Annotated in this window: 22 protein-coding genes; 12 read left to right on the plus strand and 10 right to left on the minus strand. The window is 40.5% G+C overall.

Going from position 1 to position 21,291, the window contains the following annotated elements:
- Positions 1–14: 14 nt before the first annotated feature.
- Positions 15–1,241, minus strand: a complete 1,227-nt coding sequence (locus ACP14V_RS08540) for an HD domain-containing protein (RefSeq protein ID WP_272610177.1) — start codon at positions 1,239–1,241, stop codon at positions 15–17.
- Between the two features lie 37 nt (positions 1,242–1,278).
- Here ACP14V_RS08540 and ACP14V_RS08545 point away from each other — a divergent pair, with 37 nt between their 5' ends.
- The 6 genes from ACP14V_RS08545 (at position 1,279) to ACP14V_RS08570 (ending at position 5,813) form a co-directional block, all read left to right on the plus strand.
- Positions 1,279–2,823, plus strand: a complete 1,545-nt coding sequence (locus tag ACP14V_RS08545) for a PglZ domain-containing protein (protein ID WP_272610178.1) — start codon at positions 1,279–1,281, stop codon at positions 2,821–2,823.
- Between the two features lie 6 nt (positions 2,824–2,829).
- Positions 2,830–3,246 carry a tRNA (adenosine(37)-N6)-threonylcarbamoyltransferase complex ATPase subunit type 1 TsaE gene (gene tsaE / locus ACP14V_RS08550; RefSeq protein WP_272610179.1) on the plus strand — a complete coding sequence of 139 codons (417 nt, stop codon included), beginning with the start codon at positions 2,830–2,832 and terminating at the stop codon, positions 3,244–3,246.
- Between the two features lie 175 nt (positions 3,247–3,421).
- The gene (locus tag ACP14V_RS08555) at positions 3,422–3,553 is read left to right on the plus strand and encodes a hypothetical protein (RefSeq protein ID WP_262709765.1); all 132 of its coding nucleotides are present in this window, start codon (positions 3,422–3,424) and stop codon (positions 3,551–3,553) included.
- Positions 3,554–3,651: 98 nt separating this feature from the next.
- Positions 3,652–4,191, plus strand: a complete 540-nt coding sequence (locus tag ACP14V_RS08560) for a hypothetical protein (protein WP_424987164.1) — start codon at positions 3,652–3,654, stop codon at positions 4,189–4,191.
- 42 nt (positions 4,192–4,233) lie between these two features.
- A complete protein-coding gene (locus ACP14V_RS08565) occupies positions 4,234–5,433 on the plus strand; it encodes an alanine dehydrogenase (protein ID WP_272610181.1) in 1,200 nt (399 codons plus the stop codon).
- 5 nt (positions 5,434–5,438) lie between these two features.
- Positions 5,439–5,813 carry a DUF4258 domain-containing protein gene (locus ACP14V_RS08570; RefSeq protein ID WP_272610182.1) on the plus strand — a complete coding sequence of 125 codons (375 nt, stop codon included), beginning with the start codon at positions 5,439–5,441 and terminating at the stop codon, positions 5,811–5,813.
- Here the strand turns inward: ACP14V_RS08570 and ACP14V_RS08575 are convergent.
- The gene (locus tag ACP14V_RS08575) at positions 5,810–6,982 is read right to left on the minus strand and encodes a proline dehydrogenase family protein (RefSeq protein ID WP_272610183.1); all 1,173 of its coding nucleotides are present in this window, start codon (positions 6,980–6,982) and stop codon (positions 5,810–5,812) included. The two genes, ACP14V_RS08570 and ACP14V_RS08575, sit on opposite strands and share 4 nt — an antisense overlap.
- Positions 6,983–7,073: 91 nt before the next feature.
- On the opposite strand from ACP14V_RS08575, the gene aroB reads away from it, so the two are divergent.
- Both aroB and ACP14V_RS08585 read left to right on the plus strand, forming a co-directional pair.
- Positions 7,074–8,129, plus strand: a complete 1,056-nt coding sequence (gene aroB, locus ACP14V_RS08580; protein WP_272610184.1) for a 3-dehydroquinate synthase — start codon at positions 7,074–7,076, stop codon at positions 8,127–8,129.
- A 94-nt stretch (positions 8,130–8,223) separates the two neighbouring features.
- Positions 8,224–8,556, plus strand: a complete 333-nt coding sequence (locus ACP14V_RS08585) for a hypothetical protein (protein ID WP_136567171.1) — start codon at positions 8,224–8,226, stop codon at positions 8,554–8,556.
- A 9-nt stretch (positions 8,557–8,565) separates the two neighbouring features.
- Here the strand turns inward: ACP14V_RS08585 and ACP14V_RS08590 are convergent, their stop codons facing one another.
- The 3 genes from ACP14V_RS08590 to ACP14V_RS08600 form a co-directional block, all read right to left on the minus strand.
- Entirely contained in the window at positions 8,566–9,081 is a 516-nt protein-coding gene (locus tag ACP14V_RS08590) for a DinB family protein (RefSeq protein WP_272610185.1), read from the minus strand.
- A 24-nt stretch (positions 9,082–9,105) separates the two neighbouring features.
- Positions 9,106–9,585: an Lrp/AsnC family transcriptional regulator gene (locus ACP14V_RS08595; protein ID WP_116218835.1), complete on the minus strand. Its 480-nt coding sequence runs from the start codon at positions 9,583–9,585 to the stop codon at positions 9,106–9,108.
- Between the two features lie 100 nt (positions 9,586–9,685).
- Complete coding sequence (locus ACP14V_RS08600; RefSeq protein WP_272610186.1) at positions 9,686–10,792, minus strand: M14 family metallopeptidase; 1,107 nt, start codon at positions 10,790–10,792, stop codon at positions 9,686–9,688.
- Positions 10,793–11,075: 283 nt separating this feature from the next.
- Here ACP14V_RS08600 and ACP14V_RS08605 point away from each other — a divergent pair, with 283 nt between their 5' ends.
- The 3 genes from ACP14V_RS08605 to ACP14V_RS08615 are packed head-to-tail and all read left to right on the plus strand — an operon-like array spanning position 11,076 to position 12,699.
- Complete coding sequence (locus tag ACP14V_RS08605; protein WP_272610187.1) at positions 11,076–11,471, plus strand: helix-turn-helix domain-containing protein; 396 nt, start codon at positions 11,076–11,078, stop codon at positions 11,469–11,471.
- A 32-nt stretch (positions 11,472–11,503) separates the two neighbouring features.
- The gene (locus tag ACP14V_RS08610) at positions 11,504–11,881 is read left to right on the plus strand and encodes a DNA topoisomerase IV (RefSeq protein ID WP_272610188.1); all 378 of its coding nucleotides are present in this window, start codon (positions 11,504–11,506) and stop codon (positions 11,879–11,881) included.
- A 2-nt stretch (positions 11,882–11,883) separates the two neighbouring features.
- On the plus strand, positions 11,884–12,699 hold the full coding sequence (locus ACP14V_RS08615; protein WP_272610189.1) for a TerC family protein: 816 nt from the start codon (positions 11,884–11,886) through the stop codon (positions 12,697–12,699).
- Positions 12,700–12,706: 7 nt separating this feature from the next.
- Here the strand turns inward: ACP14V_RS08615 and ACP14V_RS08620 are convergent, their stop codons facing one another.
- The 5 genes from ACP14V_RS08620 to ACP14V_RS08640 form a co-directional block, all read right to left on the minus strand.
- Positions 12,707–13,663: a sterol desaturase family protein gene (locus tag ACP14V_RS08620; RefSeq protein WP_136567166.1), complete on the minus strand. Its 957-nt coding sequence runs from the start codon at positions 13,661–13,663 to the stop codon at positions 12,707–12,709.
- Between the two features lie 70 nt (positions 13,664–13,733).
- Positions 13,734–16,361: a DNA gyrase/topoisomerase IV subunit A gene (locus ACP14V_RS08625; protein ID WP_272610190.1), complete on the minus strand. Its 2,628-nt coding sequence runs from the start codon at positions 16,359–16,361 to the stop codon at positions 13,734–13,736.
- Between the two features lie 31 nt (positions 16,362–16,392).
- On the minus strand, positions 16,393–18,246 hold the full coding sequence (locus tag ACP14V_RS08630) for a DNA topoisomerase IV subunit B (RefSeq protein ID WP_272610191.1): 1,854 nt from the start codon (positions 18,244–18,246) through the stop codon (positions 16,393–16,395).
- Between the two features lie 116 nt (positions 18,247–18,362).
- Positions 18,363–19,457: a redox-regulated ATPase YchF gene (ychF, locus tag ACP14V_RS08635; RefSeq protein ID WP_272610192.1), complete on the minus strand. Its 1,095-nt coding sequence runs from the start codon at positions 19,455–19,457 to the stop codon at positions 18,363–18,365.
- Positions 19,458–19,796: 339 nt separating this feature from the next.
- The gene (locus tag ACP14V_RS08640) at positions 19,797–20,150 is read right to left on the minus strand and encodes a 4Fe-4S dicluster domain-containing protein (protein WP_272610193.1); all 354 of its coding nucleotides are present in this window, start codon (positions 20,148–20,150) and stop codon (positions 19,797–19,799) included.
- 85 nt (positions 20,151–20,235) lie between these two features.
- Here ACP14V_RS08640 and ACP14V_RS08645 point away from each other — a divergent pair, with 85 nt between their 5' ends.
- Entirely contained in the window at positions 20,236–21,270 is a 1,035-nt protein-coding gene (locus ACP14V_RS08645; protein WP_272610194.1) for an acyl-CoA reductase, read from the plus strand.
- Positions 21,271–21,291 lie beyond the last annotated feature (21 nt).

Consider the following 21,291-nt stretch of genomic DNA (forward strand, 5'->3'; position numbering starts at 1 on the left):
AGTAACAAAATTTGTTAAACAGCTTCCTTGGGGTAGCAGCTATAATATTTGGTCACGGTTTTGGAAAGTGCCTTTAGGCTGAGCTGGTCAGACTCTTTAAGCACATCGGTTATCCTTCCATTCTTTTTAAGAATGTATATGGCCTGTTTGCTTACATTATAGGCCTTGTTCGAAATTTCGCCCTGAAACACAAAGTTAGAGGCTTCTTGTTTCGAAAGATCATACTTCTGCATGACTTCTTCTAATTTCATTAGCATTTTTTGTGGGTTTGCAGGGCGATTTTTAATCTTGATGTGCAATAATTTTCTGTTTAGCAGCATCCCACACATTTTGGAAAGCACAAAATCTTCATTAAACTGCCAAGACTTTATAGCTCCAAGAATATCCACATCATCCAATTGCGCAAATTTCAATAGCGCTTCGGCATCAAATTTTTCTTGCTCAGGTTCTCCAAGAAAAAACAAGAGGGAACCACTTGCTGGCAATGCATGGCCACCTGTCAAAAGTTCACGCGCCCTTTGCATGATCCTAACCAACAGTTGTTCTGCCATAAGTCCCGTTTTGTGCAAGTACACTTGCCAGTACATAAATCTTCGGGCCATTAAAAACTTCTCAACGGCATATATGCCCTTTTCTTCCACCACCAAGTTTCCATCGACCACATTGAGCATGGAAATGAGTCGCTCCGAATTAATATTTCCTTCGGTGACCCCTGCATAAAAACTATCCCTTTTAAGATAGTCCAATCGATCCATGTCCAATTGACTGGACACCAATTGGTTCATAAAAGGTTTTGGATAATCGCCCTTAAAAATGGCAATGGCCGTATCCAAATCACCATTAAATTGTCTGTTAAGTTCTTGCATGAACTGAAGGGACAAACTTTCGTGACTTTGATTTTTCACCACAAAACCTTCTAGGGCATGTGAAAAAGGGCCGTGCCCAATATCATGCAATAAAATGGCGCACAAAAGACCATTCTCTTCTTCTTCACTGATATCCACACCTTTTAACTTTAAGATCTGAATGGCCCTGTCCATCAGATGCATGCTCCCCAAAGCATGATGAAATCTAGTGTGATGGGCACCGGGATACACCAAAAAGGACATCCCCATTTGGGAAATCCTCCGAAGCCTTTGAAAAAAAGGATGGGCGATCAGTTTAAAAATAAGTTCATTTGGAGTTCCAATAAAACCGTAAATTGGATCGTTAAAAACGTTAAGCTTATTGGTTTTTACCAAGGATTTTTGTTTTTAGAACAACAAAGATAACTACTATATGAACAAGATTACAATTCTTTGGGTCGATGATGAGATCGATCTCCTAAAACCGCACATTCTTTTTCTTGAGGGCAAGAATTATAAAGTAGTTACTAGTCAAAGTGGGCAAGATGCCCTTGAAGAGCTCAAAAATTCCTTTTTTGACATTATTTTTTTAGATGAGAACATGCCCGGCATCTCTGGCTTGGAGACCCTCACCGAAATAAAAAAACTTGATGCCTCCATACCTGTAGTAATGATCACCAAGAGTGAGGAAGAGTACATTATGGATGAGGCCATAGGTTCCAAAATAGCAGATTACCTCATAAAACCTGTAAATCCAAACCAAATATTGTTGTCGCTTAAAAAGAGTTTGGATAACTCCCGTTTGGTTTCAGAAAAAACCACTGCCAATTACCAACAAGAATTTCGAAAAATTGCCATGGACCTCTCTATGGTGAATTCGTACGAGGAATGGGTTGAACTATACAAAAAGCTTATTTATTGGGAGCTTCAATTGGAAGAGATTGAAGATTCTGGCATGTTTGAAATCTTAGAATCCCAAAAAACAGAAGCCAATTCACAATTTGGAAAGTTCGTGGACAAAAACTATCGGGATTGGTTCAAAAATGGAGATGGTCCAATAATGTCCCATACCCTCTTTCGGAACAAAATACAACCCGAATTGGAAGGACACAAAACCTTGTTGGTCATCATAGACAACCTACGTTATGATCAGTGGTTGGCCTTTGAGGAAACACTGTCTGTCCACTACAAAAAGAAGCAAGAATCTGCCTATTACAGTATTTTGCCAACCGCCACCCAGTATGCGCGAAATGCCATATTCTCTGGGCTCATGCCCTTGGATATGGAGAAAAAGTATCCCGATTGGTGGAAGAACGATACCGACGAAGGAGGCAAAAATCTATTTGAAGCCCAGTTTTTGGACGCTCAGCTAAAGCGACTCGGTCTTAGCCTAAAATGGGAATACCATAAAATAAACAACCTCAAGCAGGGAAAGCAATTGGCACAGAATTTCAGGTCGCAAAAAGATAATGATTTAACGGTGCTGGTCTACAATTTTGTTGATATGCTGTCCCATTCCAAGACCGAAATGGAAGTGGTTAAGGAGTTGGCATCAAACGACAAGGCATACCGCTCACTAACACTCAGTTGGTTCAAGAATTCGCCCCTATTGGAAATTATTCAACAGGCACAGAACTTGGGCATGAAATTAGTTTTGACCACCGATCATGGCACGATCAATGTCAAACAGCCCTCAAAAGTGATTGGGGACAGGGACACCAGTCTAAATCTTAGATACAAAACTGGTAGGAGCCTTACTTTTGAAGATAAGGATGTATTGGCATCTAAGAATCCGCAGGACATTCACTTGCCCAACATTAATTTAAGCAGCAGTTATATTTTTGCCAAGAACGATTTGTTCTTTGCCTATCCCAACAATTATAACCATTACGTGAGCTATTATAGAAACACCTATCAACATGGTGGGGTATCTTTGGAAGAAATGATCGTACCTTTTGTAGTTTTGGAAGCAAAATAGACTGAATTGAAAATTACCTTCCAATTATCAGAGATTCAAAAGGTGGCACAACAGCTCATTAAGGCCGTTCCCAACAAGACGCTGTGTTTTTACGGACAAATGGGAGCTGGCAAAACCACCTTGATCAAGACCTTGTTGAAAGAATTAGGCGCCAAAGATGCTGGCAGCAGTCCTACTTTTGGTCTTGTAAACGAGTATAGTGACGTCCATGGAAAACTTTTGGCCTATCATTTTGATTTTTATCGATTAAATGATGAGTCCGAAGCTTTGGATATGGGACTGGAAGACTACCTAAGTTCTTCTGCTTGGCTTTTCATGGAATGGCCAGAAAAAATTTCATCCCTCCTGCCAGAAGATGCTGTATCCATTTTCCTGCATTTTGTCGATGAAAATACACGTTCAATCGAGTTAAATGTTTGTTAACGGACAATCCGTTTATCTTCAAGCAATACATTTATCAAAACATCGACGAATCGTTGAAGTGTATTTTTTTTACGTTAAAATGCCACTTTTATCGATGAAGTGTAGGTGAAGTTGAAATATTTTCCTACATTTGTCTTGTAGATGAATTCATTTATTAACCAAAAACTCTTTTACGATGAACACTAAAAAAGTTTTTTTTGGATTACTAGGTGTTGCCTTTTTGGCTATGACTGTTGCAGTAGCTACAGTTGATTTAGACAAAAATCAAACTACTAGTATCGAGAAGTCTAAGATTAGAAAGCTGTAATTTTTTTCGATCTTAACTTAAGTACAAATGGTCCTATTTTACGGTAGGGCCATTTTTTTGCAATAAAATCAGCTTTTTTATGTTATCATGAGTGATGAGTGACAAAAAAAAGTATCCGTAAGAAACTGATCATGGAAGGCGCTTTTGCTTTTCTGATCGCAGTAACCCCCATCTTATTCTACTGGTACAAATACATGCCGGAAGGCGCTGAAACATGGTCTGTTTTGGGCATCGAGTTTGGCACCAATGGATTTGATGATGTCGGGGAAGCCTTTTATTATTATTTCAACAAAATTGTTCCATTATTACTATTGGTGGTATGGTTCGTAACATGCAAAAATTGGTGGTACTATGCCATTCTGATCCCAATTTCCATGTACAGCTTTCAGCTGTTTGCCGTACTTACCTTCGATTCCAATATTGTGGATGAGAATGAGGTCATGTACGTAGTGGCCGTTACCATGGTTGTGACTCCCATTGTATATTTTATCAGGGTCAAGTTGGTAGATAAACACGTTCATGGTATTGATTTGGATGCCATGGATGCCGAACTCCAAGTTTTGAAGGAAAAGGAAGAGCTGCGAAAAGAAAGAGAGAAACTGGAACAACGCCAGAAGACCCTTTCAAAAAAAATGTAAATTTGTTTGATTGCCATGGCATGATACTCAGATTTACTTTCTATGAACCAACCATCGTCCCCTTTTAGCAAACAACAATTACTGCCCCAGGAAGAAACTCTGGAGGTTCTTAAGCAGAAGGGCGAACTGTATATTGGAATCCCAAAGGAAAACCAATATCAAGAAAAACGGATTTGCCTCACCCCTGATGCTGTAAATGCTCTTGTTGCCAACGGGCATAGGGTCTTAATTGAGTCCGGTGCAGGAAATGGCGCCAACTTTTTGGACATAGATTATACCAATGCCGGTGCGGAAATTACCCGAGATACCAAAAAAGTGTTCTCTTGCCCCATTATTCTTAAGGTGGAGCCACCTTCACTTTCTGAAATTGATTTTCTGAACCCTCAGACCATTGTAATTTCTGCTTTGCAGATAAAAACACAGCGTAAAGAGTATTTTGAGGCCATGGCCAAGAAAAGACTTACTGCCATTGCCTTCGAATATATAAGGGACGAGGATGGAAATTATCCTGCGGTACGCTCATTAAGCGAGATAGCAGGGATTTCTTCCATTTTAATTGCATCGGAGCTCATGGCAACCACCAACAAAGGAAATGGGCTTATGCTGGGCAACATCAGTGGGGTCCCTCCTGTTGAAGTGGTTATTATAGGTGCCGGTACGGTTGGGGAGTTTGCCGCTAGGTCTGCCTTGGGGTTGGGTGCCAATATTAAGGTGTTCGATAATTCGATTACCAAGCTGCGAAAGCTTCAAACCAACCTTAATAGAACCGTATATACTTCTACCATCCAACCAAAAAACCTTATCAAGGCATTAAAGCGTTGCGATGTGGCCATTGGGGCTACCCGTGGCAAAAATCGTTCCCCGGTTGTGGTTTCCAGTTCCATGGTGGAAAACATGAAAAAAGGCGCCGTGGTCATAGATGTGAGTATTGATATGGGCGGCTGTTTTGAGACTTCTGAGGTAACAACACATAATAAACCCACGGTTGAAAAATTTGGGGTGATCCATTACGGTGTGCCCAATATACCTTCTCGTTATCCACGAACCTCTTCCATTTCCATTAGTAATATATTTACACCGTATTTGTTGAAAATTGGCGAAGACGGTGGATTGGAACATTCCTTGCATTTTGATAAGGGATTGCGAAACGGGCTTTACATGTACCATGGCATCTTGACCAATAAATCTGTTGGGGATTGGTTTGGCCTAAACTATAGTGATATTAATTTTCTGATTTTCTAAGACGGATGGCTTTTTTACGGCGTTTGGGATGGTACTTGGTAGGACTGTCCATTGGGATTGTGTTTTTGGTTTTTTTTCTGAAGAAAAAATCGGGTGAAGAGGGAATAGAATTTTGTTACTTCCCCAATTGCAGGGTATTGAAGGACATGCGGTCCAAGACCCTCATTTTTGATGATAACCTGCCTGAACAATATAAGGACACATTACTTGTAAAGGCTTTTTTAACGGATGGCGATATAGATTTTGGCAGTAGTGATACCAAATCTGAGCCTTGTAAAACTTATGTGATTCGTAGTTCGATTGATGGTGCCGAGTTTACTCTTACCATAAAAAATTGCCCTAACGAAGCCGTAGTTGAAACCTTGGAGAAAAACCCTTAAACATCCAACTTCCTGCGTTTTCGCTCCTTTTGGATAAGTGCCAACTCCCTAGAGGTCTGGCCAGCCACTGATGTGTTCTCCTCAGCTCTTCGGATAAGATAGGGCATTACATCCTTTACGGGCCCGTAAGGAACATATTTTACAGCATTGTAACCTTCCTTGGCCAAATTGTATGTAATATGATCGCTCATCCCAAAAAGCTGCCCAAACCAAATACTCTGATCGGAAGAATCAAGGTTTCTCTCTTCCATTAAGTCAATTAGCTTATGGCAACTAGCCTCGTTATGGGTTCCAGCGAATATGGTGATGCGGTCCAAGTGCTGCATGCAATAGGTAATCCCATCATTAAAATTATTGTCCGTTTCCTGTTTGGACTTGCAAATTGGGCTCTCATATCCCTTTTCCTGCGCTCGTTCATTCTCTTTTTCCATATAAGCCCCGCGAACCACTTTTGCCCCAATCGTAAAACCTTCCTTTGCGGCCAAATCATATAATTGCTTTAAATAATTCATTCTGTCCCACCTGTACATTTGGAAAGTGTTGTAAACAATGGTCTTCTCTTTGTTGTATTTGCGCATCATTTGCAATACCAAATCATCTGCAGCGTCTTGCATCCAACTTTCCTCAGCATCAATTAAAAGACCTACTTCCAGTTCGTGTGCTTTTTTACAGACTTTTTCAAATCGATCAATGATCCTACCCCATTCCGCAGTTTCCTTTTCTGTTAATTTTTCCCCGGCACTTATCTTTTCATAGAGTTTAAATCGACCAAAACCAGTTGGCTTGAATACGGCAAATGGAATGGCATCCTTCTCCTTTACAAATGAGAGAATCTCCAAAGTCTTTTCCAGGGCAAAATCAAATTGATTGTCCACTTCCTTTCCCTCTGCGGAATAGTCCAAAATGGAGCAAACACCATTACCATACATTCTATCTATTACCCGAAGACAGTCTTTTTCACTGACCCCACCACAAAAATGATCGAACACCGTGGCCCGGATGAGGCCTTCTACGGGCAAGTGCGCCTTTATGGCAAAGTTGGTCACAGCGGTCCCGATTCTAACCAAGGGTTCATTGGCAATCATTTTGAATAAAAAGTAGGCCCTTTCTAGTTGGGAGTCCGATTTTAGCTCAAAAGCTATTGCGGTATTCTCAAAATTTGGTCGCATTTTTGGCAATCTTTTAAAGATCCAAATATAAGTCGCCTTTCAAGAAGATTATCAATAAAAATAATCTTTATTTAGTGGTGTAAATTGAAATATGGAATCCGTTAAATCACAATCATACGAAGTGCATTTGGGCCAGCTTGCAGAAGCTGCTCTAAAACAGCATATTGCAAAAATCAACTATTCCAAAGTGTTCGTTTTGGTGGATGAAAACACCAAAGAACATTGTTTGCCTTCCTTTAAAGAAATGTTGAACCACCCCATTGATCACATTTTTGAGATCAAATCTGGAGAAGAACATAAGCATATTTACACTTGCTTGGATTTGTGGAAGCAATTGTCAAATTTCGATGGTGACCGTAAAAGTTTGCTGATTAACTTGGGCGGAGGTGTGATTACGGACATGGGTGGTTTTGTTGCCTCAACTTTTAAAAGGGGAATTGATTTTATAAATATTCCCACTACCCTGCTTTCCATGGTAGATGCTTCCATTGGTGGAAAAACGGGGGTAGATCTTGGAGCATTGAAAAATCAAATCGGGGTTATCAATCAACCACAAATGGTATTGGTATTTCCTGAGTTTTTAAAAACGCTGGATCCGCGACAGGTGACCAGTGGCTATGCAGAAATGTTGAAGCATGGGTTGATCATGGATGCCGAATATTGGCAGAACTTGAAAACAGACGGAAATTTTACCGATGCTTCGTGCATACAACGATCTATAGCTCTTAAAAATGAAGTGGTCTTGGAGGACCCTACAGAGAAAGGACTAAGAAAGATTTTGAATTTTGGCCATACACTTGGCCATGCCATAGAATCATACTGTCTGGAAAACCCAAACAAGAAAACGTTGTTACACGGAGAGGCCATTGCGGTTGGAATGATTTTGGAAGGATATCTTTCCCACGAGTTAAAGGGACTTCCTAAATTGTCGCTCTTGGAAATCAAAGATGTCTTTTTACAATATTTTGATTTGGTAGAGTTTGATGATAATGATATCCGTTCCATTTTGCAATTGCTCAAATACGATAAAAAGAATTCGCACGGAGATGTGAATTTTGTGCTATTGCAATCCATTGGAACTGCAGTTACCGATGTAAAAGTGCCTGTAGAACTCTTTTACAAAGCATTTGCTTACTACAGGGAATAAGAGCTTCGTATACTAAATACATTCGTTTTACAACTCTTTGGAAGCCCCATTTTTAAAAATTCATAGTTTAGGATAGCATAAAAACCTATCCATTATGAAACGAGTATTAATTGACTACAAAAAGTTGGACCACAAGGTGGCCGCCGTACTAATTGACTCCTATCCTTACGGTTACGGCGATGAAGACATCATTACGATCAAAAAGCCAAACGGTGAAGTGATCGAAGCTGTTGAAGTAAGAACCGAGGACACCATTTACTTGGTAAAAATCAGTAAAAGTCTTTCCCACTTCATTTCCACTTTTGAGGAGAAGATAGAAAAAGAACTTGGCAAGGAAGAGGTTATGGAAACTGAAGAAACCTCATACAATGAAGCCGATTTTGAACCGGATTCAGATTCAGATTACGAAAATGATAGCCTATACTAGAATTTTACGCTAAAGATATCTTTCGGTAATAATCTTAAGGTGATGAGCTTGGTGGCCACTTATAATGAATCCTGTGGCCCTTGTGCTCAAGGGCGAACCACTGGAAACCCCTACCCTTTTCAAAGCCTCTTCATCAAAAGATTGAAACAACAAAATAGTGGAGTCCCGAACCACCTTGTACTCTTCCATCAAATCTTTTATGGTTCTTTTGGAGGCATTGGATTGGGGAACATAGTCGTCTTGTTCGAAACCAGGTAAGGGGGTCTTGTCATTTCTTGCAAATCGAAGCGCTCTATATTGAAAAACTCTTTCTGCATCAATAATATGCACTACCAATTCTGCCAAGGTCCATTTTCCTTCGACGTAGGCATGCCCCAATTTATCTTCGGGCAGTTTTTCCAAAAAGGAAAGAAATCGTTCTTTTCCCTTTTGCAGTTCATCCATTAAGGATACATCCCCCAAGGCGAGTATATATTTATGGTAAAAAGGACTATACTCAGAAGACGGTAATTCTGAACTTTTCATAAGGCGATAAAAAGAACTGTAGAATTACAGTTCGTTGAAAATGGTATGCATCAAACGCTTCTTGTCATTGATGCTTTCTTCCAATGATATCATGGTTTCGGTCCTGCTGATACCGTCAATGTCATCAATCTTAAAGATGATGTTTTTGGCATGAGTGGTGTCCTTGGCCCGAATCTTACAGAAAATATTGAATTTACCCGTGGTAATATGTGCGACAGTTACATACGGAATTTGGTTAAGCCGCTCCAGCACAAACTTGGTCTGATGGGTTTTCTCAAGAAAGATTCCCACATAGGCAATGAACGAGTAGCCCAGCTTCACATAATCCAATGTAAGTGAGGAACCTTTGATGATTCCTGATTCTTCCATTTTCTTCACCCTAACGTGTACTGTTCCTGCAGAAATCAACAGTTTCTTAGCAATATCAGTAAAGGGTGTACGGGTGTTATCGATCAGCATATCTAATATCTGATGGTCGATTTCGTCTAGTTTTACTTTGGTCATTACATTGAATTTAACAGCAAAATTAGTTAAATAAAGAAATTAACGTAATAAAAATGCTTCTTTTTTAAATAAAATGCAAGGAGTGGTAAAAATTACCTATTTAATTTTTAACCCTTTTGATCAAAGCCATGATTTCATTGTGCTTGGACAACTGTTCCAAATCCTTTTTATTTAAACAGTTAAAGGTCTCATGGCCATAAAAACCCTCCAGTTTACCAATTTCAGCAAGCTCAGGTTTAAACTGAATTGCGGTTCCTTCCAAAATTTCCTGAAAACGGATACCAATACGGGAACCGGTTTCCAAATTAGAATTGATTGTTTGTGGGTTTTGGATTAAAATATCAAAAAACCATTTTTCATTTTCCGGAATCCGGTAATAATCCTCAGTACGCTGCTCATCTATTTTTTCTTTGGAAATAGTATCCAAAGCGGCCATGAGTGCATGGAATATGTACTCTCGCGTGTGCTCACGCATGTAGTCTTTTTCATAATGACCTGCCTCAAAAAGTATAGTGGGTACACCTTGCATTTGAAATGCATCCCCTACGCAATTGGCATTGAAGCCATCATCATAACGTCCAATCCGACCTGGAATCAACTCTTGCAAGACCCTGTTCATGGCCACAATCAGCTTCATGGCTACTTCCCTACTCGGAGTCACATCACGCTGCTCGTTGCTGGCAGGTGACAGGAAGGAAACCGTTGCCGGTTTTTTAGCCGATCCTGCACTGAAAAGTGTGCGCTGGTCATGCAGGTTAAAGCAAAAATCAGGTTTAAACGCTTCAAAAAGTTCTCTCAGTATCTTGCTCTCAGGTTGTGAGCGTTGTTGCGCATCCCTGTTTAGATCAACCTGATTGGCATTTACCCTTGTGTAAGCCTTTGCGCCGTCAGGATTAAGCATGGGAACTACCATAAGGGTACAAGAATCAAGAATAGTTTTTGCAAGCGTTTCGTTGCCCTGCAAATAGTTTACCATATCCCAAACCGTCTTTGTGGTTGTGGATTCGTTTCCATGCATTTGTGACCACATAAGCACTCTGTGCTTACCATGGCCCAATGTAAATGCGCTTATAGGGTCACCTTGTACAGATTTCCCCAATACCCTTAACGATGATGAAGCCACTTTTTTAAAACAGGGCGTTAACATATCTAATGTAATGTACCTGTCCTTTAAGTTAGGCTCCTTGTATTCGGAATGCTCAATCATAGCGTAGCTAAACTTAAAGCATACAAAAGTAATCTTTGAAAAGTTTACAAATGTACCCTGTCAAATAAATTTATGTTACAAATGTAATAGATATGATGTACTGGATAATACATCTTGATACAATTGTAAATGTAAAACTATAACCATATTATAATCATGTAAAAAAGAGTCGTTTAATGTAGTTTATGTAAATCAAAACTTATAGTAAAACCTGATTATAACTAGTGCTTTTCTAACATCTTCTAAATTTATCCATATCTTTGAAATTGATAAATTTACATTTGTGAATAACGATATAATTCCACGTATACAATCAATAATGGAGCACTACGGTTTAACGGTGTCTGCCTTTGCGGATGAGATTGGTGTACAACGATCCAGTATTTCCCATTTGCTCAATGGACGCAATAAACCTAGTTTGGATTTTGTAATAAAATTAGTGGACGCCTACCCTAGCGTTAATCTGTATTGGCTTTTAATGGGCATTGGAAATTTCCCTTCAGAAACAGAAAGCGGTAAAGAAATACCCGCTGCGCCATCACTTAAAGTAGCAAATTTGGATATGGATGAGCCAAAAAAGAGGGTTTCAAAAGACGAAAATAGATCTCAAGTGCCTTCAAAAATTGTAGTTTTTTACGAAGACGGTACTTTTGAGTCGTTTCTCCCAAAAAATGATTGACCCGCTTTAGTTCTTTCCGTTAATTTGCCACTATGGTAAAATACTTTTTCTCCATCGGGATTTTTTTGATTTTTATAGCCTGTAATCAGCCTCCACAACGCAATTGTGCAAATTTTAAGACAGGTGAATTTACCTTCACTGCCATGGTTGATGGTGAAGAAAAGAAAACCACCTTTCATAGGACTTTGGATACCGAAGTCGATTTTTATGATGGTAAACAGGACACATCAACAGTTCGGTGGATCAATGACTGTGAGTATGTTCTCAAGAACATTAACCCAAAGAGCAAGGCCGAGGAAAAATCAATCCATATAAAAATCTTGACCACTACGGATTCTTCTTATACATTTGAATATAGCGCCATTGGCGACAAACGAAAATTTAGGGGAACCGCATATAAAACACACTGACCATGTTTGAAATTTTTTCCAGCCCAGATGCCTGGATGGCCTTGATAACCTTGACCTTCTTGGAAATTGTACTGGGGATAGACAACATCATTTTCATTTCCATTGCCGCCGGCAAACTGGAAAAAAGAGATCGAAGAAAAGCGACCAACATTGGGTTGGTACTTGCAATGGTAATGCGAATTTTACTGTTGTTTGGAATTACCTGGCTTACAAAGATGAAAAAACCTTTCATGCTTCTTGATGAATCTTGGATCACGGGTGGCATTAGCTGGCAGGCTATTATCCTGTTTCTTGGGGGATTGTTCCTTTTGTACAAGAGTACCAAAGAAATTCACGAAAAGATAGAGGACCGTGGTCATGATGAGCGTGAAGTTGAAAAATCAAGGTCTTCGTCCTTGACGAACGCCATTGTTCAGATTACCGTGATCAACATTGTATTTTCATTTGATTCCATTTTAACGGCAATAGGAATGACCAATGGAATTTCTCCCAATCCAACAGATGCATTGGTACTTATGGTTACCGCAGTGGTTATCTCTGTTGTTATTATGATGCTATTTGCTAACCCTGTTGGGGAGTTCGTGAATCGTCATCCATCAATACAAGTGTTGGGACTGTCCTTTCTGATTCTTATTGGGTTTATGCTGATTGCCGAAGCGGCCCACCTATCACATCTGGTTGTGTTTGGCAACGAGGTTGGGGCAATACCCAAAGGGTATCTTTATTTTGCCATTGCGTTCTCTTTAATGGTGGAGTTCTTAAATCTAAGAATGCAGAAAAACAAAACTCCAGAACAGGAAACCATCGAAAATAATTGACCTAAAGTTAGTTAGGGCGCTGGTAGACAAGTTCAGGATGAGCTTCTCGATGTTCTTCAAACAGTTTTTGCTGCTGCTTTACGGTTAGGGTGCTTCCATCATGGCTCCATCCAGGAGGTCCAAAAATGTACATAAGTTTGTGTGATAGTTTATCCACCTTCTTTACATCATTCCAGATATCCTTGAACTCATGGGTCAGAATTACTACCGGATTATAGGAGTTTGGAGAGTGGATTACGCCGTATTTAACATCAATGTCATCATCCAGCTCTTTCCATGTTCCGAATACCTTGTCAAAAATATTGAGGAAACCGCCGTGGTTTTTATCCAAATACTCAACATTTTGGGCGTGGTGCACTTGATGCATGGTATGGGTATTTAGAAACTTTTCCAAAAAACCAAGCTTAGGGATGTATACAGAATGCAACTGAAATTGCCATAGTGCCTCAATACCTAGACAAACCACTACCATTTCAGGCGGAAAACCAATAGCAGGCATCCACATATAGAATAAAGGCTTGTATAAAATTGTGAACCATCCATTTCTAACGGCTGTACCTAAATTAAAATTATCAGAGGAATGATGTACGATGTGGGCTGCCCACAAAATACGAATCTCATGGTTGGCTCTGTGAAACCAATAATAGGTAAAATCGTCGGCCAACTGACAAAGTATCCAAACATACCATGCATAACCAAAAGACTCATAGCCCAGCAAGTTTTGCCTTACCCCATCTATCTCGGGATTAAAAAAAGCATAGGTGGCTTTAAATAATACAATCGCGAAAACTACCTTGAACAAAGGTCCCAATATGGCAGAGCCTATACCCATAAACCCGCTTGCGGCTAAATCCTTCCAATCATACAGATGGTCGTCTCCATGGGTTTTACTATAAGTGAGTTCAACTAAGATGAAGGCAATAAAAACTGGTACGCCATATACCAGCGGGTTGGTGAAATCCATAAAGTATCTATGCTATGGGGTTAGGATTTTTTATAATCATGTTCGGTTGAGAATATAGGTAGAAATTACTTTAAAACAAAGAGGTTTGGTCAGAACTATCTTTTTTAGGTTCGGATTCGGTTTTGTCAACATCCACACTTTCTTCATCCACTACTTCCAAGTCCTCTGCTTTGGTGTCCTCGGGTTCTTCAAATGGTAATGGTTCCAATGCATTGATGTTCTTTACTTTTTCCGTAGTAAGTTGATTTCCAATCGCTTTTATCCCTTTAACGGAAATAAAATCTTCAACATTCACCTGAAGATTGGGTTTGGCATCTTTACCTCTAGGTTTCACGAATTCTATCTCTAACATGGGTCGCCAATCTGTTGACACCTGTTCCATAAATGATTTCGGATGCTCAGAAATTACCAATTCTTCTTTGTTGGGGTTCTCCACTAAGAACCTTTTGAGGTAATAACGCTCTTTTTCACCTTCAAAATGCACTACGGATATGGGTTTTTTGGGGTGCCATTTTTCCAGCACGATCATATCTTCATTAAAATGGGTAGACAAATCTGGAGGAATGGTCCTTACCGTTCCTTTTTGATCTATGACCAGAAGTAAGTCGTCTCCTTTAAAGTCTCCCAATAGTTCTCCCCTTCCATCAACATTTAGTCTCCCTACGATATCATCAAACCAGATTTTTCTAGGTTTTAGGGTAGAAACTCCTTTTTCTTTCAATTCTATTCTCTTGACGCTGTATTTGGTGACCAAGTTTCCTTTGGATGCCCTGCCTTTGATGAGTACATCGGCAAAGTCCAAATCCCATTTCAGTTTTTTGATACTCCCGGATTGCCGCAAGAGTACTGTGATGACTTCTGCTTCTCCATTGGGATTAGCTGAAAAATATAGCACTTCAGAAGAGGCTTTGTCCCCAGCCAATGGGTAGATTTTATCCCGGGTGATGCTGGTGACATTAAATCTTTTGATGTAGCTGGAGCCTCCTTTGCCTTCTTTATAAATCATGTTGTAGACCGTGCGCTTGTCCTTTTTCTTGAACACGGCCACGTGGATGATGTTTTTGCCCACAAAGACTTTGGAGTCTACCCTTGTGACCATCATTTCCCCGCTCTTTGTAAAGACAATAATATCATCGATATCGCTACAATCAGTTACATACTCGTCGCGCTTAAGCGACGTTCCTATAAAACCTTCTTCGCGGTTTACATAGAGTTTTGTGTTTCTAATGACCACCTTGGTAGCCTCGATGTCATCGAAAACTTTAATCTCTGACTGTCTTTCACGACCAGCCCCATATTTCTTTTTCAGCTCTTTGAAATAGTCTATGGCATATTCTACCAAATGCTCCAAGTGGTGCTTGGTTTGGGCAATACGTTCGTCCAAACTATCGATAAGTTGTTGGGCTTTCTCTAAATCGAACTTGGAGATACGCTTAATGCGAATCTCTGTTAAACGGACAATGTCTTCTTCGGTAACTGCTCTTTTTAAATTCTTGGTAAATGGTTTCAATCCTTTGTCTATGGCAGCAATCACTCCTTCCCAGGTCTCTTCTTCCTCAATGTCCCGGTAGATTCTATTCTCTATGAAAATTCGTTCTAAGGAGGCAAAATGCCATTGCTCTTCCAACTCACTCAATTGAATTTCCAATTCGGATTTCAATAACTCCACTGTATTGTCCGTGGATCGCTCAAGCATTTCCTTGACCCCAATGAACAGGGGTTTATTGTCCTCTATGATACAGCCCAATGGCGAAATGGAGGATTCGCATGCGGTAAAAGCATATAGGGCATCAATAGTTTTATCGGGTGAAAGACCGCTGGGCAGATGAACCAAAATTTCAACTTCTGCAGCTGTGTTGTCCTCTATTTTTTTGATCTTGATCTTCCCCTTGTCATTAGCTTTAAGGATGGAATCAATTAAAGAAGATGTATTGGTGCCATATGGTATTTCGTTGATGACCAACGTATTTTTGTCCAGAGCCGAAATCTTTGCCCTGACCCGTATTTTTCCGCCTCTAACCCCTTCATTATAATTGGTCACATCAATGATTCCACCAGTGGGAAAGTCGGGATATATAGTAAAGCGTTGACCTTTAAGGTGCTTTATGGAAGCATCAATAAGTTCTATAAAATTATGTGGTAGTATCTTGGTTGAAAGCCCAACCGCAATTCCCTCCGCACCTTGGGCAAGAAGCAAAGGAAATTTGACCGGTAAATGTATGGGTTCTTTTTTTCTACCGTCGTAGGATAGTTGCCATTCTGTTATCTTGGGGCTATAGACAACCTCAAGCCCAAATTTGGAAAGCCGGGCCTCAATATATCTTGGTGCGGCGGCCCCGTCACCTGTTAAAATATTTCCCCAGTTTCCCTGTGTGTCAATTAAAAGGTCTTTCTGCCCTATTTGAACCATGGCATCAGCAATGCTGGCATCTCCATGGGGGTGGTATTGCATGGTATGTCCTACCACGTTGGCCACCTTGTTGTAACGGCCGTCATCCAGTTCTTTGAGAGCGTGCATGATTCTCCGTTGCACTGGTTTAAACCCGTCTTCAATTGCTGGTACGGCACGTTCCAGGATTACGTACGAAGCATAATCCAAAAACCAGTCCTTGTACATCCCGGTAACTTTTACCAAGCTATCTTGGGAGGTATCCTGATTCTCTAAACCTTCATCATTCAGTTCTTCGTTCTCTTCCATTCAGAAGGATGTGTATTTATTTGTTTTACAGTTAGTTTTCTTCAACTAAATCAAGTTCAACTTTAAGATTATTTATAATGAATTCCTGTCTATCGGGAGTATTTTTCCCCATATAGAACTGCAATAAGTTATCTATACTCATGGCTTTGTCCAACATTACAGGCTCCAATCGAATGTCATCTCCAATGAAATGCTGGAATTCATCTGGCGAAATCTCACCCAATCCCTTAAATCGGGTAATCTCTGGTTTTCCACTTAGCTTGTCAATGGCTTTTCTTTTTTCCTCCTCACTATAGCAATAAATGGTTTCTTTTTTATTTCGAACCCTAAAAAGTGGGGTTTGAAGGATGTACAAATGGTTTTCCTTGATCAGTTCAGGAAAGAATTGAAGAAAAAAGGTAATTAACAGCAACCGTATGTGCATCCCATCCACATCGGCATCCGTGGCGATTACAATATTGTTGTACCGCAAATCCTCCATGGATTCTTCAATATTCAAGGCAGCCTGGAGTAGATTGAACTCCTCGTTTTCGTACACAATCTTTTTGGACATGCCGTAGGAGTTCAAGGGTTTTCCTCTCAAACTGAAAACAGCCTGTGTGTTCACATCCCTGGATTTGGTAATGGAACCCGATGCAGAATCCCCTTCCGTAATGAACAGAGTGGTGTCCAAGCGTCGCTCATTTTTCATGTCTTGGAGGTGCACACGGCAATCCCTAAGTTTTTTGTTGTGCAAACTTGCTTTCTTTGCGCGTTCACGTGCCAATTTCCGGATACCTGAAAGTTCCTTACGTTCCTTTTCAGCCTGTACAATCTTACGCTGCAGGGCTTCAGCGGTTTGCGGATTTTTGTGCAAGTAGTTATCCAACTGTGTTCCCAGAAAATCGTTGATGTACGTACGCACAGTTGGCAAGTCCCCTCCCATGTCCGTAGAACCCAATTTGGTTTTTGTCTGACTTTCAAAAACGGGTTCCATCACTTTAATGGAGATGGCAGAAATGATTGACTTTCTTACATCTGAAGCATCGTAATTCTTTCCGTAAAAATCTCGAATGGTCTTGACCACGGCTTCCCGGAAGGCTGCTTGGTGGGTTCCTCCCTGGGTGGTGTGCTGGCCGTTGACAAAAGAATGATATTCCTCGCTATATTGGGTTTTACTGTGGGTCATGGCCACCTCAATATCATCTCCTTTTAAATGAATGATAGGATATAGGAAATCCTCATTATTGTTATTGTCTTCCAATAAATCCTTTAAACCGTTTTCCGAATGGAATTTTTCGCCATTAAAGATAATGGTGAGTCCAGGATTTAGGTAAACATAATTCTTGAGCATGCGTTCCACATACTCGTTACGATATTTATATTTCTTGAAAATAGATTCATCAGGAACAAAACTTACCTTGGTGCCCCTCCGTCTTGAACTTTCCTCCAAAAATTCCTCGTTGGTAAGATTTCCTGTCTCAAATTCTGCAGATTTGGATTGTCCATCACGGGTAGACTCTACCCTAAAATAACTGGACAAAGCATTCACGGCCTTGGTACCTACCCCATTAAGTCCCACGGATTTTTTGAAGGCACGTGTATCGTATTTACCTCCAGTATTCATTTTGGAGACCACATCCACCACTTTTCCCAATGGAATGCCCCGACCAAAGTCACGAACATGCACGGTGTTGTCCTTAATGTTGATTTCTATGGTTTTTCCGGCCCCCATGACAAATTCATCGATACAGTTATCGATGACCTCTTTAAGAAGAATGTAGATGCCGTCATCGGCAGAAGAGCCATCGCCCAATTTGCCAATGTACATTCCGGGACGCATACGAATATGCTCCTTCCAATCCAGTGAACGAATATTATCCTCGGTATACTGGGTTTCTGCCATGTGTTAAGGGTTAATCCTTGCTAATATAAAATTTAGGGGCAAAAATAAAAGTATGGAAGCAAGAAATTAATCAACAAGAAATGTTGATATTCAAAAAAGGACATGCAAAAGGAAGTCTACACATTAAACCTAAAATGCATCACATCGCCATCTTTAACAATGTATTCCTTGCCTTCCACGCGCATACGGCCAGCTTCCTTGACCTTGGCCTCGCTACCATGCTTTACATAATCATCATAGGCAATGACCTCGGCCCTAATAAATCCTTTTTCAAAGTCGGTGTGGATTACACCAGCGGCTTGGGGTGCCGTGGCTCCCACAGGAATGGTCCATGCGCGAACTTCCTTTACCCCGGCGGTAAAATAGGTTTCCAAATCCAATAAGCGATAGGCCCCACGTATCAATTTAGCGGAACCAGGTTCTGAAAGTCCCAAATCTTCCAAGAACATTTGTCGTTCTTCGTAGGTTTCCAGTTCGGTGATATCGGCTTCGGTTCCTACAGCCAAAAAGATGACCTCTGCATTTTCTTGGGCCACAGCTTCTTTTACCTTGTCTACATAGGCATTCCCTGTTGCTGCGGCTTCTTCGCCCACGTTACAGACATACATTACGGGCTTGTCCGTGATGAGTTGTAGGGGTTTTACGTATTCCAACCTATCCTCCTCACCTATTACAATGGCTCTTACCGATTTACCCGATTCCAGACCAGTTTTCAAAGCAGTAAGAACAGCTTCTTCTTTCTGGGCCTCTTTGTTTCCGGTCTTGGCGGCACGCTTTACTTTTTCGAGCTTCTTTTCAACGCTTTCCAAATCCTTTAATTGGAGTTCCATGTCTATGGTCTCCTTATCGCGAATAGGGTCCACGGAACCATCCACGTGTACAATATTATCGTTATCAAAGCATCGTAACACATGAAGAATGGCATCCGTTTCACGGATATTGCCCAAAAATTGGTTGCCCAATCCTTCACCTTTGCTGGCACCTTTTACCAAACCTGCAATGTCCACGATTTCTACCGTTGCTGGAATCACACGTTCTGGCTTAACCAATTCTTCAAGCTTTTCCAAACGGGTATCCGGCACATTTACCACACCTATATTGGGCTCAATGGTACAAAAAGGGAAATTGGCACTTTGCGCCTTGGCATTGGATAAACAGTTGAAGAGGGTGGATTTTCCCACATTGGGCAGTCCTACGATACCGGCTTTCATTGGCTAAATACTAGATGTTAGATTTTAAGATGTCAGATTATCAGATGTCATACTTCTGTATTAGAAGCATTCGAATAAAAGATATCTTACTGAATACTGCCAACTGAATTACTGAATTAAGGCTGCAAATATAAGTTGAAGTTTTGTTTTGAACGTTTTAATACCCTTTTATCAGGAAATAAAAACCCATGGCAAAAAGTGCAATCATGCCAAAGATGGCCACCAGTGACAAAATACACCCAGCTTGTTTCCAAAAACCATTGTATGTTTTTTCTTTTTCTTGCATAAAAAAACCCGAACCATTTTAAGTTCGGGCCAAAATTACATGTTTTTTATGGGCTATCCGTTGGGATGCATGAACTTCTGTTTACCCAAAAGTTCTTCTTCGCTCTCAACATGGTCCTCGTCAGGAACACAACAATCTACAGGACAAACTGCTGCACATTGTGGTTCTTCATGGAATCCCATACATTCGGTACACTTGTCGGGTGCAATGTAGTAAATCTCGTCACTGACCGGTTCTTGAACCTCATCAGCATTTACGGCCTTTCCATTGGGAAGGACCACATCGCCCTCCAAGGAAGTACCATCACTATATCGCCACTCATCAGCTCCTTCATATATTGCAGTATTGGGGCATTCTGGCTCGCAGGCCCCACAGTTAATGCATTCGTCAGTAATAATTATCGCCATAATTTTCTTTTTCCGTGGTGCTGATTCATTTCAGCATGCGTATTTTTGGCAAAAATAAACCCTACCAAATTAGTATACAAATATAATGAGGGCACATCTCCCAATATCGAAAGCTTTTGTTAAACTTGGAAACTACCTCACCGATTTTTGTGAAAATGACAATGATTCGTTTTCTTCATTTAACGAGACATTGGTCAGGGCCGAACAGCAAAACGGATGGTTTACCCGTGAAAACATCATCTTTGCCTTAAGGCAATGGAGCAAATTGTTGACGGATGAAAATCTATCCCAATGGCTTTCCAAGTATGATTTTCCGGTTGATAACGCCCCAAAGGTCATTGGTATTGTCATGGCAGGGAATATTCCTCTGGTGGGATTCCATGATTTACTTTGTGTATTGCTTTCTGGAAACAAGGTGTTGGCAAAATTATCCTCCAATGATAAAGTTTTGCTTCCTTTTCTTGCCGATTATTTGATTCAGCAAGAGCCCTTACTGGCAGAACGAATTGAATTCACTGAAGGCAAACTGGAAAAATTTGATGCCGTTATTGCAACAGGAAGCAATAATACAGGGCGCTATTTTGAATATTACTTTGGAAAAAAGCCCAATATTATACGTAAGAATAGAAGTTCGGTAGCCGTTTTAACAGGGAACGAGTCCAATGCCGAACTGGAAGCCTTGGGTGAAGATATTTTCAGGTATTACGGATTGGGTTGCCGAAATGTCTCCAAGCTGTTTGTCCCCCAAGACTATGATTTTGATGCGTTCTACAAGGCTGTTTTTAAGTTTCAAGACGTAATCCATCAACATAAATACGCCAACAACTACGATTATAACAAGGCCGTATACCTGATGAGTGATTTTAAAATCTTGGACAATGGGTTTTTAGTGCTCAAGGAAGATGAGGGCTTCTCCTCTCCCATTGCCGCATTATTTTACTCGCGTTATGACTCATTGGAAACATTACGTAACCAATTATCGGGACAAGAAGAACAAATCCAATGTGTCGTCTCCGGCGGAGCCATACCAAACGCAGTATCTTTTGGGGAGACCCAAAAACCTAGACTGGACGATTATGCGGATGGTGTGGATACCTTGGAATTTTTACTTCAGCTATAAAGAAACCGATTCGCAAAACCG

The organism is Flagellimonas alvinocaridis, from assembly GCF_965248585.1.
GTDB lineage: Bacteria > Bacteroidota > Bacteroidia > Flavobacteriales > Flavobacteriaceae > Flagellimonas > Flagellimonas alvinocaridis.